The sequence below is a fragment of the Desulforapulum autotrophicum HRM2 genome (assembly GCF_000020365.1).
Classification (GTDB): domain Bacteria; phylum Desulfobacterota; class Desulfobacteria; order Desulfobacterales; family Desulfobacteraceae; genus Desulforapulum; species Desulforapulum autotrophicum.
This window is the reverse complement of sequence record NC_012108.1, coordinates 4,865,989-4,883,098: the sequence shown is the minus strand read 5'-3', so window position 1 is coordinate 4,883,098 and position 17,110 is coordinate 4,865,989. Positions and strand designations below refer to the sequence as shown.

Sequence of the window (17,110 nt, the reverse complement as noted above, 5' to 3'; positions counted from 1 at the left end):
CAGTCCAGGATACAATTTCAACCTTAACATACGGTGACAATAGCCATGGGAAAAACATTATTTGAAAAGATCTGGAATACGCATGTGGTAAAAGAGCTAGCAGATGGGACTTCTTTAATCTATATCGACCGCCACCTTGTGCACGAGGTAACCAGTCCCCAGGCTTTTGAAGGATTACGTCTGAAGGGTCTCAAGATAAGGCATCCAGAGCTTTGTTTTGCAACCATGGACCATAACGTTCCGACCACAGAGAACCGCATGGATATCAAAGATCCGGTTTCCAGAGCCCAGGTGGAAGCCATGCGTTCAAACTGTAAGGACTTTGGCATCCAATTGTATGATCTGGGTCATGACCGTCAGGGGATTGTGCATGTCATCGGACCTGAGCTTGGCATTACCCTGCCCGGACTGACAATCGTCTGCGGCGATTCCCACACATCAACCCACGGGGCCTTCGGCGCTCTGGCTTTTGGCATTGGTACCTCTGAGGTGGAACATGTATTGGTAACCCAGACACTGGTGCAGCACAAACCAAAAACGTTTAAGGTGGAGTTCAGAGGGCCGCTTGGCCAACATGTATTTTCCAAGGATATGATCCTCAAGTTGATCGGCACAATTGGTACGGCAGGCGGTGCCGGTCATGTACTCGAGTTTTGTGGAGAAACCATTCGCAGCCTTTCAATGGAATCCCGGATGTCCATCTGTAATATGAGCATAGAAGGCGGTGCCAGGGCAGGTATGGTGGCACCGGATGACACCACCTTTGAATATATCATTGGTCATGACCGTGCCTTTGCACCCCGGGGTAAAGCGTTGGAAAAGGCTCTGGCCTATTGGAAAACCCTGCCCAGCGACGAAGGGGCTACTTTTGATCAGTCAATCACCATTGATTGCAGCCAGCTCAAACCACAGGTAACCTGGGGTACCAATCCCGGCATGGTGATGGATATCGATCAGGCCATCCCTGAGCCCGACAAAACAAAAGGTTATAGTCCTGGTGATGTTGAAAATGCCCTGGGTTACATGGGCCTGACACCTGGCATGCGAATGACGGATGTTGAAGTGGATGTGGTTTTTATCGGCAGCTGTACCAATTCACGGATTGAAGACCTGCGGGTGGCGGCTGGCGTATTGGATGGTCGGAAAAAAGCTGAAAATACAGAACTGATAGTAGTGCCCGGTTCCACACAAGTTCGCAGACAGGCTGAAGCTGAAGGGCTGGATGAAATATTTAAGGCTGCCGGTGCACAATGGCGCCATGCCGGCTGCAGCATGTGCCTGGGCATGAACCCCGATCAACTCAAGCCCTTGCAACGCTGCGCATCCACCTCCAATCGCAACTTTGAAGGTCGGCAGGGTAAAAACGGACGGACGCATCTGGTAAGTCCTGAAATGGCCGCTGCCGCTGCTGTGGCTGGTAGATTTGTGGATGTTCGCAAATGGCTGGATGCTTAAATTATATCTTATTTGAACCATGCACAGAATACGAGGCTCTATATGAAACCCTTTACAACCCATACCGGCGTCATTGCCACCCTTAATCGTTCCAATGTGGATACCGATGCAATTATTCCAAAACAATTTTTGAAGTCCATTAAGCGGACAGGCTACGGCCCCAGTGCTTTTTATGACTGGCGCTATACGGCAGACGGCAGACCAGATCCCAATTTCGAGCTCAACCACCCCCGTTTTGAAGGCCGTTCAATTTTAGTGACCCGCAACAATTTTGGATGCGGGTCCAGCCGGGAACATGCGGTATGGGCCTTGGTTCAGGATGGATATCGGGTGATCATTGCTCCATGGAAGGAAATCGGTGAGAAACGATTACCCGCCTTTGCGGATATTTTTCTTTCCAACACCACCAAAAACGGAATGTTGTGCATCGAACTGTCCGAAACGATCATAGACGCAATTTTTGAACAAACCGCCTCCCAACCAGGGTTACAGGCCACCGTTGATTTAACGGTTCAGCAGTTAACAATTCACGGCAGGATACCTGCGACATATCCTTTTCAGATTGAGGAAGGCGTCAGGGAGCAGCTTATCAACGGTCTGGATGAGATCGCTCTCTCCTTGAAGCATGAGGCTGATATCGCTGCTTTTGAGGCCAGGCGCCCAACCTGGATGGATGGACGTGATTGATCCTCTTGAAAATAACGCCATTCTTGGGGGGTGTTATTCCAGGTTGGATTTGATTTTAAGCTGTTTTACAATATTTCCTAAGATCGTTTTTGTAATGAATAAAGCGATAGCTGGAAAACGTTTTGGGGAGGAGAAATTTACGATCCGTGTCCCTTAAATTTTTATTTTGAGGGTCTTTTTTTTAAAATTTAAATCAGGTATGATAAATTCCATGAATCAAAAACAAAATATTCTTTCACGTTTTCAGCCCGGTCAATTGAGTGACCCGGTTTTTATGCCGGATCTGACCCTGTGGTATAAATGGCACAGGGACCGGAAAACTCTACCCGGGAAATATAAAAATCACACTATGGTTGAAATCGCCCAGGTACTTGGGTGTCCCGTCTGGAATCCACTTCGTCCCTGGCGAATGGATAACCTGGGAGTTGATATTATTGAAGAGAAATCTGACAATGAAAAGGTGATCTGTTATAAAACACCGGAACGGGAGCTAACCGAACGATGGGAGCTAGGACCTGACGGGGACTGGTGGCAGGTAGAATATCCCATTAAGGGTATGGATGATCTGAGTGCCGCCCGCACCGTGGTCCAGAGCAGGCAGTATAAACTGGACCCAGATATTATCTCAACCCTGTCCCGGGAAGAAGTGAAAAACCATGTGATCGTTCTGGAACTACCCATGCAACCCTATGCCGACCTGCTTCACAATTTTCTGGGGTGGAGTGACGGTCTGATGTTGCTCATGGGTCAGGGAAAAGCCCCTTTGACCGAAATGATGGTATTAATGGAAGAAAAACGGTTGGCCATCCTGGAAGAAATTGCCGGGCTGCCCGGGGATATAGCGCTTGCTGCGGACAATCTGGATGGTCAGTATATCTCGCCGCCCATCTTCAAGGGCCATCTTCAAGAAAGTTATGAGAAAACGGCAGCGATGTTTCACAACCATGGCAAAAAATTGATGGTTCACGTGGGCGGACCTGGCAAACATCTTTTCCCTCTGCTTGCGCAGGCCGGTGTGGACGGTGTTCAGGGGGTTTCTGGTCCCCCCCAGAGCAATGCCACCCTTAAAGAAGCCCGCAAGGTATCGGGTCCGGATTTCACCTTGTGGGGGGGCATTCCCCAGGATCTGATGATTTCAACACACACGGAATCCGAATTGATGGAATCCATACAGGAGGCCATCGCCCATGTCAGACAGGACAACAGAATGATCATTGGTATTGCAGATCGTGTTCCTGTGGATTGCGATTTTTCAAGATTGCAGACCACCGCTAAACTTATTGCTGCAGCGGCTGATCCTTCTTGATTCTTTTTTCCCTGTGAGAATTCGGAATTCGGATGAATTTGGGGGATACGAATAAAGGTTCCTGTTCCATGCTCTATCCTGCTAAAATCTCCAGGAAACCTAAAAACTGCGTTTTACCTAAAACTTATAGGTAAAACGCTTACTTTATTGTACGCAGAAAGGTTGAAAGGGTTTGTTTCATGACTGTTCAGGTAATTCTGCTGCTGATAATTGTCGGCATGGCCCTCATCGTCTTCATCGGAGGGTGGTTGTCCGTGGATCTTGTCGGGCTGCTCGTGCTCTCGGCCCTGGCGCTGTTTGGGTTCCTCAGCCCGGAAGAGGCTCTGGCAGGATTCAGCAGCCCGGCGGTGGTCACAGTATGGGCAATGTTCATCATCTCTGCAGGGCTGAATCGCACCGGCATTGCCCATCAAATCGGGCAGCCACTCCAGCGTTTTGCCAAGGGAAGCGAAGTGTTGCTCATGGTGGTCTTGATGGTCACGGCAAGTATTCTTTCGGCCCTTATCAATACCACGACAGTTGCTGCGATTCTTTTGCCGACGGCCATGGATCTGGCCCGGCGAAGCGGTCGGCCGCCCGCACGGCTCTTGATGCCCTTTTCCCTCGGGTGCCTGCTTGGTGGGCCGTTTACAGGGATTTCCACCGCTCCCAATATCATTGCCACCGATATCCTGCACAGCGCCGGCCTTAAAACATTTAAAATTTTTGATTTTACGCCCATTACGACGGTAACTGTAGTGGCCGGTATTTTCTTTGTGGTTACGATTGGACGTTTTTTGCTGCCTGCGGGGCCTGAAAAGGACTCCGATAACAGCCGCCTTCCAGATGCAGATCCCTATGGGCTTGACAGGCATCTTTTCACCACCCGGATTCGGCCTGGATCGACCCTGGCCGGCCGTACCCTGGCCGAGAGCCGTTTGGGTTCGGCCTTTTTTGTCACCGTGGTGGCGCTGCAACGCAAAGGTGTGCTGATCCTTGCCCCGCCCCCCACGGAAATTCTGCAACTGGATGACGAACTTATCATGCACGGCCAAGCTGAAATTGTTCAACGATTCGATGGTAGTCAGCATCTTCAGATAGAATCCTTTGATCCGGCTCAAGAGATGGTTTTTCAGCAAATGACCATGGCCAATTGCCGTGTGTCTGAGAACTCCCCCCTTTTGGGCGCGACGCTGGTCGAAAGCGAATTACGGCGCCTGCACCAGGTCCATGTGTTGACCCTGCACGACCCGGAAGGCAAAGTCATCCGGGATGCCCGGCAGCATTGCTTTGTTGCGGGGGATCGTTTGCTGCTCCAGGGCGAAAAAAAAGCCCTGGAAGCGTTGGTTCAAAAGGATTTTGTGACCGAATTGGAGTTTGTCTCCCGGGATGAGGTGGATCGCTTGACCTATGGCCGTGCCAAATTGTTGTCCGTACGCATTCCTCCGGGCTCGGTGATGGCGGAGCACAGTCTGCTTGAAAGCCGCCTGGGGAATGTTTTTGGACTCACTGTGGCAGGAATTCTCCGTGGCGGGGCGCTGATCTGCATGCCGTTGCCCAATGAAAAAATACAGGCGGGGGATCTGCTGGTCATGCAGGGGGCTCCACGGGACCTTGAAATTCTCCAGGGCCTTCAGGAACTCAAGATTGCTGAAAAATCTGCCAGCCTGCTTGCTGAACTGGAGTCCCAGCAGGTAGGGGTGACCGAAGTGCTGCTTTCGCCCAGAACGACCCTTACGGGCCGAACCCTGGCGGACCTTTTATTTCGGGAGCACTATGGAATCAGCGTTCTTGCAATCTGGCGTAAGGGTAAAGCCTTTCGTACCAGTTTGCAGGACATGCCCCTTAAGTTCGGGGATGCCCTTCTGGTCTACGGACAGCGCAAAAAGTTACAGGCCGTGGCCCGGGATCCTGACTTTCTCGTACTCGATACGGCGGCTGTGCAGGCCCCCCGCCTGGAAAAGGCGGGGTTTGCCGCCGTCATCATGGTGGCGGTGATCCTGAGCGCCATTCTTGGTCTGGTCCCCATCGCCATTGCGGCCGTTGCCGGATCGGCCCTCATGGTTCTTTCCGGCGCGTTGAACATGCAAGAAGCGTATCAGGCCATTGAGTGGAAGGTTATTTTCCTTATTGCCACCATGCTGCCTTTGGGGGTAGCGATCCAGAATACGGGAGCGGCCCAGATGGGGGCTGAGGTTTTAATCACCATGGTGGGTGACCTTGGACCCCGCTGGGTGGTTGGCACTATCTTTTTTGTCACCGTGGTCGGAACCCAGGTGATTCCCACTGCGGCCCTGGTAGTGCTCATGGCCCCGGTGGCGCTGAGTGCTGCATCCACCCTTGGAATTTCCCCCCAATTGTTGATGATGACGGTGGCCATTGCAGCTTCAGCAAGCTTTGCAAGTCCGCTATCCCATCCCGCCCATATGCTTGTCATGGGACCTGGTGGATATCGTTTCATGGATTATGTCAAGGTAGGTGTTCCCCTTACGGCCGTTGTTTTTGCGGTCTCGGTGTGGCTGCTCCCTATTTTCTGGCCGGCGTATTAGGAGATGAAGTCTGGGCTCTGACTAATCCGATTCAGAAGCTTTTTCTGCCAGAATCAAAGCAGCCCCCAAAGCCCCCATCCTCTGGGGCATCTCTGGAACCAGGACCTGTCTGCCTAATTTTTGAGAAATCAATGCCTTGATGCAGGGATTGTTTGCCACCCCACCTGAGAAAACAATGGGTCCCAGGGATGAGACCCGGTTGATCATGCCGGCGGCCCGCTTGACCACGCTCAAATGCAGTCCCCTGGCAATTTCTTTGCGGTCAGCTCCTTTGGCGATCAGTGAGGTGACCTCGGATTCGGCAAAAACCGTGCACATGCTGTTGATACTCAAATCATTTTTTGCATCAAGGGCTGCCACTCCAAACTCGTCAATGGAAAATCCCAGATTTTTGGCCATGATTTCTAAAAATTTGCCCGTACCTGCGGCACAGCGGTCATTCATTTCAAATTTCTTAACCCGACCCCCATTGTTGAGGGCAATAGCCTTGGAGTCCTGGCCACCAATATCTAAAATGGTGGTTGCCCCGGGGAAGATTGAAACCACTCCCCTTGCATGGGCCTTTATTTCTGTAATGGTTTGGGCATCATCAAAGGCCGTCTCAAAGAGTCCCCTCCCATATCCCGTGGCCATGATCTGATCGTGGGGAACCCCCGCAAGAATCCGGGAGGCTTCGGTAATGGGATCAAACCCGGTATCTGTTTGAATAAAATCCATGATATTCCCCTGAATATCCACCACGACTAACTCAATAGTTCTGGATCCGATATCAATTCCTGCATATACTTTCATTATTTTACCATATCTTTATTATAGTTAATTATTTTATTCATTCTATTCTTTCCATGCCTGAATCGTATTGAAACAGGTTTTTACCCCAAAATTTCAAACAAGGCTTCAATCTTGGTTCGAATCTGCCCCTCATCATTGTCCGAATAATCAGACTCTATCTTTAAGTATGGTAATCCATGCCTTTCTCCCACATATTCGCCGACCTTATAGGCTTCCACATTATAGGAATGGCAAGCAGTCAGCACAAAATCAACCACGGCATCGGGTTTAAATTTTTCAATCATTTCAGAAAGTGACGACAACCGGCGATCATTGGGTGTCATGCAGGCACAGGGAATTTCAAGGTAGCGCTGGGCAATTGCCCGGACAGGATCCGGAGTGTTTTCTTCGATTTTTCCCATGAAGGCCTTGATACCGGTGCAAGCATCCGGTACCACCACCAATCCGCCTGCGGCTTCGATGATTTTAAATATTTTAAGGGCATCGCCCCCCACGGGACAACCGGTCACAAGTACCCGGGGAGATTCCGGTGATCCATAGTGCACTCCCTGTTCCACTCGTTTGTCTAATTTCTCCAACAGGGTTTCCAAGAGGGGGATCATTTCATCTCCAGTGGAGGGTAAAGCGAGAAAACCCACATCATACATCTCCTGCCAATTGATGACGGGTGGATGGATTGCGGCATAATCATAGAATTTTCTCATCATGCTGTTCTTGCGGTTGGTCTTTTGAATGGCCGTTTCAATTGTTTGATCCGTGGCCTTTGTATGGTAGGTTTTTTCCAGAAATCCCTGGAGTTTTCGAATCATCACCGTCCAATTATCCAGGGCTTCCACTTCATCTGGAAGCTGGGGAAGATCCATGACGTGCAAAGGTTTTACCTGGGCTGCCAATTCAAACATTTTCTTTTTCCCATCACAGGTGGTTTCTGCGATTATTGCACTGGACATGGAAAAAAACGGGCAGGTTCCCTCCAGGATAAATCCATAGCTGGATTTAATAAGGGGGCAGAGATTGGCAGGAAGAATGGCCTCAGCGCTGGGAATGGGTGCCTTGGAAAAGGCGCATAAAACAGTGGGAACGATGCCCATGGCATAAATCAGTTCAATGGGCGCATACCCGCAATAGATGCCGACAATGGGGTGTCCCTTTTCCTTATGACCCTCCATGTAACGTAATACTCTTCTGGCAGGTTCACCATCAAACCCGTCATTCATTAATGGTTCAATATTCACAACACGGTTCTCCTTACAGGATGAATCTTTTTTTAAAATTAAACCTGCCTATCAGTAGTCGGAATACCGTGGAGAATCAAATTCAAAATATGAGTAACAGAGAGGGGAATGGATTGAAAATAGCTATAAAAGAATGGAAGAGACATTGGTCCCATTCCTTGGCATGACGGTTTCCATGATAATGTCTGGCCACCCGGGTCAGGCCTTTGCCCAGGATGGGTACGTCTCCACAAGAATAAAGATATTGGACCACCAGGATGGACAGCCTCTGAAAATGGTTCTCCCCATACTTGTAATCTGCGCTTGCTTTAGGATTGCGCGGCTGATAAATATCAAAATAATATGTTTCAGGTTTGGCATGACGAAATCGAAGTTCATCCCTGAATTCACAGGACCATAAAATTTAAAGGAAGACCTCATTAATTTCAATGATTAAAGCTGGAGGTGTTAATATTATGTCTTATTCAGAAAAGATATTGAGCAAAAGTGTTGATCCGGCAACGCAGCAGATGCTGGAATTTGCAGAAAAGCAGGGGCTGGAGACTGCCTGGGATCGATACGAAAAAATGCTTCCCCAATGTGGTTTTGGAGAACTGGGGCTGTGTTGCCGAATTTGTAACATGGGACCCTGCAGGATAAGTCCTTTTGAAGACACCGGACCTAAAAAAGGTGTCTGTGGCGCAACCGCAGACATTATTGTGGCCAGAAATCTTATCCGCATGATCGCCGGAGGTGCGGCAGCACATTCAGATCACGGCAGGGATCTTGCCCACACCCTTCTTCTTACGGCCCAGGGAAAAAGTGGCGGGTATGAAATTAAAGACGAAGTCAAACTTGCCGCATTGGCCAAAGAGTATGGCATTAAGACAAACGGCCGTTCCAAAGAGGACATTGCCCTTGATCTTGCCCACAGTGTCTATGCTGAATTTGGCAAGCAGGAGGGCTTTGTACAGTTCAGCCGCAGGGCCCCGGAAAGAAGGGTGGCACTATGGAAAAAAGCCGGCATTGACCCCAGGGGAATTGATCGTGAGATCGTGGAGATAATGCACCGCACCCATATTGGTGTTGATAATGATCCGGTCAATTTGATTCTTCAGGGACTCAAAGCCTCCATTGCAGACGGCTGGGGGGGCTCATGCATTGCAACTGAAATATCAGATGTGCTTTTCGGTACTCCGGAACCTGTCCGGTCACAGGCCAACCTTGGCGTTTTGAAAAAAGATGAAGTCAATATCATTGCCCATGGCCATGAACCCGTATTGTCTGAAATGATAGTTGCCGCAGCCCGGGATCCCAGACTTTTGGACAAGGCCAGGGCAGCAGGGGCCGAGGGGATCAATGTGGTGGGCATGTGCTGTACCGGTAATGAGATCAGCATGCGCCACGGCATACCCATTGCCGGAAATTTTCTCCAGCAGGAACTGGCCGTCATCACCGGTGCGGTGGAAGCCATGATTGTTGATGTCCAGTGCATCATGCCGGCTTTGGGGGACCTGTGTGAATGTTTCCATACCAAATTTATCTCCACCTCTCCCAAAGCAAAGTTCCCGGGAGCCGTCCACATGGAATTCAATGAAGAAAAAGGCTTTGACATTGCAATGGAAATTGTTGAAGCGGCTGTGGACAATTATGCCATGCGGAACCCGGACAAGGTATTTATCCCGGAAGACAAAACAGACTGCATGGTGGGTTTCAGCACCGAGGCCATTGTAAAGGCTTTGGGCGGCACCCTTGATCCTTTGCTGGACGCGATCAAGTCCGGTGCGATTAAGGGTATTGCGGGAATAGTGGGCTGCAACAATCCAAAGATAAAACATGATCACGGCCACGTTGCCCTGGTGGAGGAACTGATCAAAAATAATGTTTTGATCGTTTCCACCGGCTGCAATGCCATTGCCTGTGCAAAAGCAGGATTGATGCTGCCTGAAGCAGCCGATCAAGCCGGGGACGGGCTCAAGGGTGTTTGCAAGGCACTCGGGCTTCCACCTGTACTTCACATGGGTTCCTGCGTGGATATCAGCAGGATTTTGACCGTCTGCGCTGCTGTTGCCAATGCCCTTGGCGTCGATATAAGTGATCTGCCGGTTGCGGGCGCCGCACCAGAATGGATGAGTGAAAAGGCAGTCAGTATTGGTGCCTATGTCGTCTCTTCCGGTATTTTTACCGTTCTGGGAACCGTTCCCCAGGTACTGGGCAGTCCTTTTGTTACGGAAATTCTTACCAAAATAGCCAATGATGTGGTGGGAGCCGCTTTTGCAGTGGAGACGGATCCTGTAAAAGGTGCCCATCTCATGATTGCCCACATGGACGCCAAACGCCAGGCCCTGGGAATATAACTTCAAAGAGTCGCAACTTGGGAAAGGAGACGATTATGCCACAACCCAAAGAAATATTCGTAAAAACAGATCGGTGTGTTGGATGCATGTCCTGCATGCTAGCCTGCGCAGTAGAGCACTCCCAGAGCAAAACACTCTTTGGTGCTATTGCGGAGGCTAGGGCCCCAAAATCAAGACTATATGTAGAATGGGCTGCGCCGGATAGAAAAATTCCGCTTGTGTGCAGGCAATGCGAGGATGCCCCCTGCATGCACGCCTGTATCAGTGGTGCGATTACCAGAAATGAAGACAATATCGTTGTCACCAATGCAGATAAGTGTATTGGTTGCTGGACCTGTGTGATGGTATGCCCCTACGGAGTGATCGGGCGTAATATGGACACCGGCAAGGCGTATCGATGCGATCGGTGCCCGGACCGTGAAATCCCGGCCTGTGTAAGTGCCTGCCCTACAGGTGCTCTGATTTATGAAACCGTTCCTGAGTATTCCAAATCTATTCGAAAACAGGCCTCACAAGAGTTTGCCAGGGCCGAAGGAGAATGATGTGGACCGGAATGCCACCCAATATTTAATCGTCGGAGGCAGTGCCGCCGGAATGGCTGCGGCACATACCATCAGAAGCCATGACCCCATGGCGCCTGTAACCGTACTAACGGATGAAACAGATAAACCCTACTTCAGGCCCATGATCCCCTTTGTCGTCTCTGGGAAAAAAAAATCACAGGACATGGCAATGGAAGGATGTGGACCCTATGTGGGGAAAGATATCTTTGTTAAAACAGACAGCCGGGTCGTTTCTGTGGATACGGATTCACATAGGGTATTCTTGGAAAATAATCAGGTTTTTAATTACGGAAAAATCCTGTTTGCCACAGGCAGTCGTCCCTTTATTCCGCCGGATATCAAGGGAACCGAATCAAACGGCGTGTTTGCCTTGAGGACACTCGCCCATGCAAGAAAGATGAACGCAAGGGCGGCTCAGACGCAACACGCTGTCCTATTGGGCGGTGGATTGCTTAACCTCAAGGCTGCCTTTGCCCTCCTTGAGAGGGGAATAAAGGTTACACTTGTGGTGTATTCTCCCCAGGTCCTGTCACAACTTATGGATGCTGAAGATGCTGTATTGATACGCAATGCTTTGGATGATGCCGGTCTTGAAATAAGGACCGGGACTGCTGCCGTCGAAATTGAGTCAGACAACAGCGGGGTTAGAGGGATTGTCCTGGATGATCATACCAAAATTTCCTGCCAGATGGTCTGTATCGGCAAGGGGGTGCGGCCCAATGTTGAATTCCTTGAAAACAGCAAAATCAAACTGGAAAAGGGGATTGTTGCAGACATCCATACGGCCTGCAGTCAGTCAGACACTTTTGCAGCAGGAGATGTAGCCGTTACCCACGACCCTGTATCTGGAAAGCCGGTTATGACAGCCCTTTGGACCAATGCTGTAGAGATGGGACGCTGTGCCGGATTGAATATGGCAGGGCTGCCAACCGCCTATGCCGGAACCTTTGGTATTTTAAATGCAACCCAGATTGCAAACATGCCTTTTGTTTCCATGGGGCTGGTGCATACAAAGGATCTGGATTGTGAAATATTCAGGTCCGGGGGCCAAGGTTCTTTTAGAAAAATGGTTTTCAGCTCTGATGGACGCCATCTCATTGGAATGGTTCTTATTGGTGATATCTCCAATGCCGGGCTTTACCGCCACGTGATCCAGGGAAAAAAGCTTGTGGAAAAATTTAAGCACCATATAATCGGCCATAACCTTCATTGGGGACATTTTATAAAATAGGCGATGCGGGCCGGTTAATATCCGGCCTGTCCGATCGGAGGATCGGGTGATTATCAGATCGGTTAGATCGGCGGCAACCGGTAGGCACCTTATCTGATTTTAACCAATGAAAACGGCTTGTTTTCGGAGTGATGATTTTATGTCTTTCACGCAGATGCTAGCGTATCGCTTTATTCAGGCCTGTTGTGGAGACCATATGTGAATATGTTCGTCAAACAGGAGATTTGTTTTTTTATTAGATCCACAAAAGGAGAAAACAATGAAAAATTTAATTTTCACAGTATTGTTGATGTTATCCATTGTCATTCCTGTAGAGGCAGCAGATGGAGTGGTTGATGTACAAAGCACCTTTAGTGTAAAAGAAACCGCGGATCGAATGGAAAGCATCTTGATAAAGAAAGGAATGACTGTTTTCAATCGAATAAAGCATTCTGAAGGTGCTGGTAAAGTCGGTATAGAACTGCGTGATACAGAATTAATAATATTCGGGAATCCAAAGGTGGGAAGCCCTCTTATGCGATGTCAGCAAAGTGTTGCCATTGACTTACCCCAAAAAGCTTTAATTTGGGAAGATGATAAAGCTAAGGTCTGGATATCGTATAACGATCCAAGCTATTTAGTACGAAGACATAATATTGTCGGTTGCGAAGATGTCATCTCAAAAATAGAAAAGGTACTGGCGAGTATAGCCGAATCAGCATCAACGAAATAAAACCGTCGAATAAAACGCAACAACTACGCCGCTGATTGTCGTTGTTCTCTTGGTTCAATAATTTATAAGAGGAGGTTGATATGAAAAAGTATCTTTTGATTTTGATTTTGGCTTTTGCTGTGATTTCACCAGCATTTGCTGGGGATACCATTAAGTATAATAAAGAGTTGGATGGATTTAATTACCCATTTGAAGTCAACACATTTAAGTTTAATTCTCAAAATCAAGATTTGAGAATGCGATATATGGATATTGGAGACAGGGATGCACAAAAAGTAATTGTTTTAATACATGGTAAGAATTTTTCAGGCTACTATTGGGAAAGAGTTGCAAAAGATCTTTTAAAGAGGAAATACAGGGTGATAATGCCTGATCAAATTGGCTTTGGTAAATCCTCAAAGCCAGAGTCCTACCAATATAGCTTTGGGCAGTTAGCGTTAAATACCAAATCCTTGTTGGATAATTTAAATATTAAAAAATTTGATCTTGTAGGCCACTCCATGGGGGGGATGTTGGCAACCACTTTTGCTGTGAATTATCCTGAACTGGTTAATAAACTGATTTTGATTAACCCTCTTGGTTTAGAAGACTATGGAAGGTATGTAGAATTCAAAGACATTAACTTCTTTTATGAAAGAGAGCTTGCCAAAACACTCGATAATGCTAGAAACTATCAAAAAAAGAATTATTATGATGGAAAATGGTCAAGCGAATATGAGAAGCTTTTAATCCCTTTAGACGGAATGCTTGCTGGGGAAGATTGGAAAATTGTTGCTTGGAATAATGCGTTAACTTATGGCCCCATTTTTTCAGAGAATATGGTGGATAAATTTTCACAAATTCAAAGTGAAACTTTTTTGATCATTGGTACCAGAGATAAAACTGGACCTGGTAGAGGCTGGTTAAAAAAAGGTGTGACGAGAAAGTTAGGAGAATATAAAACACTCGGAAAAAATGCTAAAAATATGATTAAAGGTTCAATACTCATTGAATTGGATGGACTAGGCCATATGCCGCAGTATGAAAACTATGACGTTTTTATTAAAGCTTTTTATCAGGCGATTGATGCATAATGAACCTGTCTGCTGATCTGCTGGAGCCGACCACTCATGTTGGTGGCTCAGATGTAAACAAGTCCACCAATATGGCGCAGGATTTCAGCTTGAATAAAATTTACCAGGATTGTACGGCCTCTTTTGAGGCGTTGATGCGATAAGTCACTCCCCTGAATCCGTTTTAATGAGTAACTTTTTAACATAGGAAGGCTTACCTGATGAACAAGAAAATAAATACACTGTATTTCAGCGCAACAGGAACAACTGAAAAAATTGTAACCGGTATTGCGGAGAAGATTGCGGAAAATTACGGCGGGAAAAATGCGGTCAGCAATATTGACTTTACACTGCCGGAAGCCCGAAAGAAAACTTTTTCCTTTGACAAGGATACTATTGTTGTTGCGGGTATTCCGGTTTACGCTGGACGCGTACCTAATCTTCTGCTGAAATTTTTAAACACAATTTCCGGTAACGGGGCAACGGCCGTTGCCGTAGTTCTCTACGGAAACCGTGACTATGATGATGCGTTAATCGAGTTCAAGGACATTCTGGATACGAATGGTTTTAATGTTATAGCCGGTGGCGCATTTATAGGCGAGCATTCTTTTTCAACCACGCTCGGGGCCAACAGGCCCGATGAACAGGATATGGCCGCAATGGCTGATTTTGCTGCTAAAATAATTGATAAAACAAAGTCTCCGGGTGAAAGTTCTTCTGTTGTGGTAAAAGGAAATAAACCTTACAGAGAATATTATCGACCTAAAGATCAAAACGGTAATCCAGTAAATATCCTTAAGGTTACCCCCAAAACAAACAGCGATTGCATCGACTGCAAGCTTTGCTCAGAAGTTTGTCCAATGGGGTCAATTGATTCAGACGATGTTTCCAAAATAACAGGCATTTGCATTAAGTGCTGCGCCTGCGTTAAAAAATGTCCTGTTGGGGCGAAATATTTTGATGATGAAAATTATTTGCGGCACAAACATGAACTGGAGGTTGGGTATACCGGTACGCGGCGGGAACCGGAATATTTTGTATAGGGCTAGTGAAGTTCTCCCTTAAACATTGTTATAATCAGGATAATTCCATGACCAGAGAAGTTGATGTGGCCATTATTGGTGCCGGAACTGCCGGCTTAACTGCCCAGGAAATTGTCGTGGAGAAAACCGACAACTACGTGATCATTGACGATGGTCCTTTGGGCACCACCTGTGCCCGGGTGGGATGCATGCCGTCCAAGGCGCTCATTGCCGTGGCAGACGATTTTCACAAGCGCCTTTTTTTTGATGAATACGGCATTTCAGGGGCAAAGGCCCTCAGGCCCGTTTATTCCCGGATCATGGCCCGGGTGCGCATGCTCCGGGACGAGTTTTCCGGCGGCGTTATTCATGAAATGTCACCCTTCATGGACAAGTTGATCCGAAAGCGTGCCAGGTTTATCGATCCCAATACCCTGGACCTGGGAGACGAGAGAATACGGGCCAGGCGCATTATTATAGCCACAGGTTCAAAACCATGGATTCCGGAACGCTGGCAGCCCTACAGGGACCTTATCATTGATACGGACCAGTTTTTTGAACTTGAAGATTTGCCTGGGAAAATGGCGGTCTTTGGCCTGGGTCCCCTTGGTATCGAACTGGGGCAGGCCCTGCACCGCCTGGGGGTGGAAATCATTGCCTTTAGCCGACGCAAAACTGCAGGTGGCCTGACTGACCCTGACCTTCAGACCTATGCCTTTGATCATTTCTCAAAGGAGATGAACATCAAGCTGGGTACGGCCGATATCCGCTGCAAGTCGGAAAGTGGAGTTGTTGTGGGATGCGAAAGCGGAGAATGGACGGTTGACCGGATATTATTGGCCACAGGGCGCCGCCCCAATGTCCAGGGGCTTGGCCTGGAGAATCTGGGCGTAAAACTGGATGACAGAGGGCTTCCTGCCTTTGATCCGGGTACCCTTCAGATCAAGGGCCTGCCCGTATTCCTGGCAGGAGATGTCAACGGACAAAAGCCCATCCTCCACGAAGCCGCTGATGACGGCAATATTGCCGGATACAACGCCACGGCTGACACCACCTCCTGTTTTAAAAAACGCATCCCGCTGACCATTACCTTTTCCTCTCCGGACATTGCCATTGCAGGGCTTTCCCACAGGGAATTGACTGACCTGGGAGTTGAGTTTGTAACGGGCAACGCCTCATGGGAGAAACTTGGACGGGCCAGGATGATCCTGGGCAAGGCCTCGGGCATTGCACGGATCTACGCGGATAAAAAGGACGGCAGGCTTTTGGGGGCAGAACTTATGGCACCGGCCGGCGAGCACATGGCCCATCTTTTATCCTGGGCCATAGGTGCCGGTCTGACTGCGGCGGATGCCCTGGCCATGCCCTTTTACCATCCGGTTCCCGAGGAGGCCTTAAGGTCTGCTCTGGGCCAGATTTTAAAGCAGACGGACGATCCTCCCCCTGATACTCCGTTGGAATTCTGCCGGAAATCCAGTTCATAGAAAAGCCTGGCAGGCACCGGTGAGATCAAGGAGGTAAGGACCCCAGGGAGACCATTGACAGGAAAAACAATCAACGGTAACCTGATTTCGCCATTCAGAAACCAAAATAGAGGAGATACCATTATGGGTTTTGCACCGACAAAAATGCAGGTAAAAAGTGATGTATTTGAACATGATACTTTGATACCGTCCAGGTTTACTGGAGAAGGAGAAGATGTTTCCCCGGCGTTGTCATGGGAAAACCCGCCTGGGGGAACAAAGGCCTTTGCCGTTATCTGTCACGACCCGGATGCACCGTTGGTAACCAGCAGAGGCACCTATGGTTTTGTTCACTGGGTTCTGTATAATATTCCCGGAGATGTGACACATCTGGATGAAGGTACCCATTTGTATACCAGCGGTATTACTGATTTTGGAAAAACCGGCTATAACGGCCCCATGCCGCCAAACGGGCACGGCCTGCACAATTATTATTTCTGGGTCCTGGCACTGGATAAGGCCGTGGCACTGGAACAGGGTCTGAACATGTGGCAGTTGTTAGAAAAGGTAGAGCCATACCTTCTCGGAATGAACCGGCTTACTGGGCGTTATAAAAGGGATTAAGGGAATTTGAAAATTTGATGAAAGCGGTTTGATCCACGTGACACTTATTATCGGAACTTTAACGAAGCCAAATGACAGGGTGCAACCTGAACGTTGCACCTTCT

Annotated in this window: 15 protein-coding genes; 13 read left to right on the top strand and 2 right to left on the bottom strand. The window is 48.4% G+C overall.

Annotation, left to right across the window (positions count from 1 at the left end):
- The first annotated feature begins 45 nt into the window (after positions 1–45).
- From leuC to HRM2_RS21435, 4 genes are all read left to right on the top strand, one after another.
- Positions 46–1,455, top strand: coding sequence for a 3-isopropylmalate dehydratase large subunit (gene leuC / locus HRM2_RS21450; protein ID WP_015906138.1), 1,410 nt, complete (start codon positions 46–48; stop codon positions 1,453–1,455).
- A gap of 42 nt (positions 1,456–1,497) precedes the next feature.
- Positions 1,498–2,142, top strand: a complete 645-nt coding sequence (gene leuD, locus HRM2_RS21445) for a 3-isopropylmalate dehydratase small subunit (protein WP_015906137.1) — start codon at positions 1,498–1,500, stop codon at positions 2,140–2,142.
- A gap of 211 nt (positions 2,143–2,353) precedes the next feature.
- The gene (locus HRM2_RS21440; protein ID WP_015906136.1) at positions 2,354–3,448 is read left to right on the top strand and encodes a hypothetical protein; all 1,095 of its coding nucleotides are present in this window, start codon (positions 2,354–2,356) and stop codon (positions 3,446–3,448) included.
- Positions 3,449–3,627: 179 nt separating this feature from the next.
- Entirely contained in the window at positions 3,628–5,976 is a 2,349-nt protein-coding gene (locus tag HRM2_RS21435; protein ID WP_015906135.1) for an SLC13 family permease, read from the top strand.
- A 21-nt stretch (positions 5,977–5,997) separates the two neighbouring features.
- Here HRM2_RS21435 and HRM2_RS21430 read toward each other — a convergent pair whose 3' ends face one another.
- Positions 5,998–6,768, bottom strand: a complete 771-nt coding sequence (locus HRM2_RS21430; RefSeq protein ID WP_015906134.1) for an acyl-CoA dehydratase activase — start codon at positions 6,766–6,768, stop codon at positions 5,998–6,000.
- Positions 6,769–6,848: 80 nt separating this feature from the next.
- Positions 6,849–8,003, bottom strand: coding sequence for a double-cubane-cluster-containing anaerobic reductase (locus tag HRM2_RS21425; protein ID WP_015906133.1), 1,155 nt, complete (start codon positions 8,001–8,003; stop codon positions 6,849–6,851).
- 133 nt (positions 8,004–8,136) lie between these two features.
- Here HRM2_RS21425 and HRM2_RS27875 point away from each other — a divergent pair, with 133 nt between their 5' ends.
- The 9 genes from HRM2_RS27875 to HRM2_RS21380 all read left to right on the top strand — a co-directional run bounded on the left by HRM2_RS27875 (position 8,137) and on the right by HRM2_RS21380 (position 17,006).
- Positions 8,137–8,403, top strand: coding sequence for a hypothetical protein (locus HRM2_RS27875; RefSeq protein ID WP_041273420.1), 267 nt, complete (start codon positions 8,137–8,139; stop codon positions 8,401–8,403).
- Positions 8,404–8,458: 55 nt separating this feature from the next.
- The gene (gene cooS, locus HRM2_RS21415; RefSeq protein WP_015906132.1) at positions 8,459–10,339 is read left to right on the top strand and encodes an anaerobic carbon-monoxide dehydrogenase catalytic subunit; all 1,881 of its coding nucleotides are present in this window, start codon (positions 8,459–8,461) and stop codon (positions 10,337–10,339) included.
- 35 nt (positions 10,340–10,374) lie between these two features.
- A complete protein-coding gene (locus HRM2_RS21410; protein WP_015906131.1) occupies positions 10,375–10,881 on the top strand; it encodes a 4Fe-4S dicluster domain-containing protein in 507 nt (168 codons plus the stop codon).
- A 1-nt stretch (position 10,882) separates the two neighbouring features.
- Positions 10,883–12,133 (top strand): NAD(P)/FAD-dependent oxidoreductase, encoded by a 1,251-nt coding sequence (locus tag HRM2_RS21405; protein ID WP_232364104.1) that lies wholly within the window; start codon positions 10,883–10,885, stop codon positions 12,131–12,133.
- A gap of 259 nt (positions 12,134–12,392) precedes the next feature.
- Complete coding sequence (locus HRM2_RS21400; RefSeq protein ID WP_015906129.1) at positions 12,393–12,845, top strand: DUF302 domain-containing protein; 453 nt, start codon at positions 12,393–12,395, stop codon at positions 12,843–12,845.
- 80 nt (positions 12,846–12,925) lie between these two features.
- Entirely contained in the window at positions 12,926–13,918 is a 993-nt protein-coding gene (locus HRM2_RS21395) for an alpha/beta fold hydrolase (protein ID WP_015906128.1), read from the top strand.
- 200 nt (positions 13,919–14,118) lie between these two features.
- Complete coding sequence (locus HRM2_RS21390; RefSeq protein WP_015906127.1) at positions 14,119–14,940, top strand: EFR1 family ferrodoxin; 822 nt, start codon at positions 14,119–14,121, stop codon at positions 14,938–14,940.
- A 47-nt stretch (positions 14,941–14,987) separates the two neighbouring features.
- Positions 14,988–16,403 (top strand): dihydrolipoyl dehydrogenase, encoded by a 1,416-nt coding sequence (locus HRM2_RS21385; RefSeq protein ID WP_015906126.1) that lies wholly within the window; start codon positions 14,988–14,990, stop codon positions 16,401–16,403.
- Between the two features lie 123 nt (positions 16,404–16,526).
- Complete coding sequence (locus HRM2_RS21380) at positions 16,527–17,006, top strand: YbhB/YbcL family Raf kinase inhibitor-like protein (RefSeq protein WP_015906125.1); 480 nt, start codon at positions 16,527–16,529, stop codon at positions 17,004–17,006.
- Positions 17,007–17,110: the final 104 nt, after the last annotated feature.

Coding starts and splice junctions, on each gene's coding strand:
- leuC (WP_015906138.1), top strand. CDS start 46: ATGGGAAAAACATTATTTGAAAAGATCTGGAATACGCATGTGGTAAAA.
- leuD (WP_015906137.1), top strand. CDS start 1,498: ATGAAACCCTTTACAACCCATACCGGCGTCATTGCCACCCTTAATCGT.
- HRM2_RS21440 (WP_015906136.1), top strand. CDS start 2,354: ATGAATCAAAAACAAAATATTCTTTCACGTTTTCAGCCCGGTCAATTG.
- HRM2_RS21435 (WP_015906135.1), top strand. CDS start 3,628: ATGACTGTTCAGGTAATTCTGCTGCTGATAATTGTCGGCATGGCCCTC.
- HRM2_RS21430 (WP_015906134.1), bottom strand. CDS start 6,768: ATGAAAGTATATGCAGGAATTGATATCGGATCCAGAACTATTGAGTTA.
- HRM2_RS27875 (WP_041273420.1), top strand. CDS start 8,137: ATGGAAGAGACATTGGTCCCATTCCTTGGCATGACGGTTTCCATGATA.
- cooS (WP_015906132.1), top strand. CDS start 8,459: ATGTCTTATTCAGAAAAGATATTGAGCAAAAGTGTTGATCCGGCAACG.
- HRM2_RS21410 (WP_015906131.1), top strand. CDS start 10,375: ATGCCACAACCCAAAGAAATATTCGTAAAAACAGATCGGTGTGTTGGA.
- HRM2_RS21400 (WP_015906129.1), top strand. CDS start 12,393: ATGAAAAATTTAATTTTCACAGTATTGTTGATGTTATCCATTGTCATT.
- HRM2_RS21395 (WP_015906128.1), top strand. CDS start 12,926: ATGAAAAAGTATCTTTTGATTTTGATTTTGGCTTTTGCTGTGATTTCA.
- HRM2_RS21390 (WP_015906127.1), top strand. CDS start 14,119: ATGAACAAGAAAATAAATACACTGTATTTCAGCGCAACAGGAACAACT.
- HRM2_RS21385 (WP_015906126.1), top strand. CDS start 14,988: ATGACCAGAGAAGTTGATGTGGCCATTATTGGTGCCGGAACTGCCGGC.
- HRM2_RS21380 (WP_015906125.1), top strand. CDS start 16,527: ATGGGTTTTGCACCGACAAAAATGCAGGTAAAAAGTGATGTATTTGAA.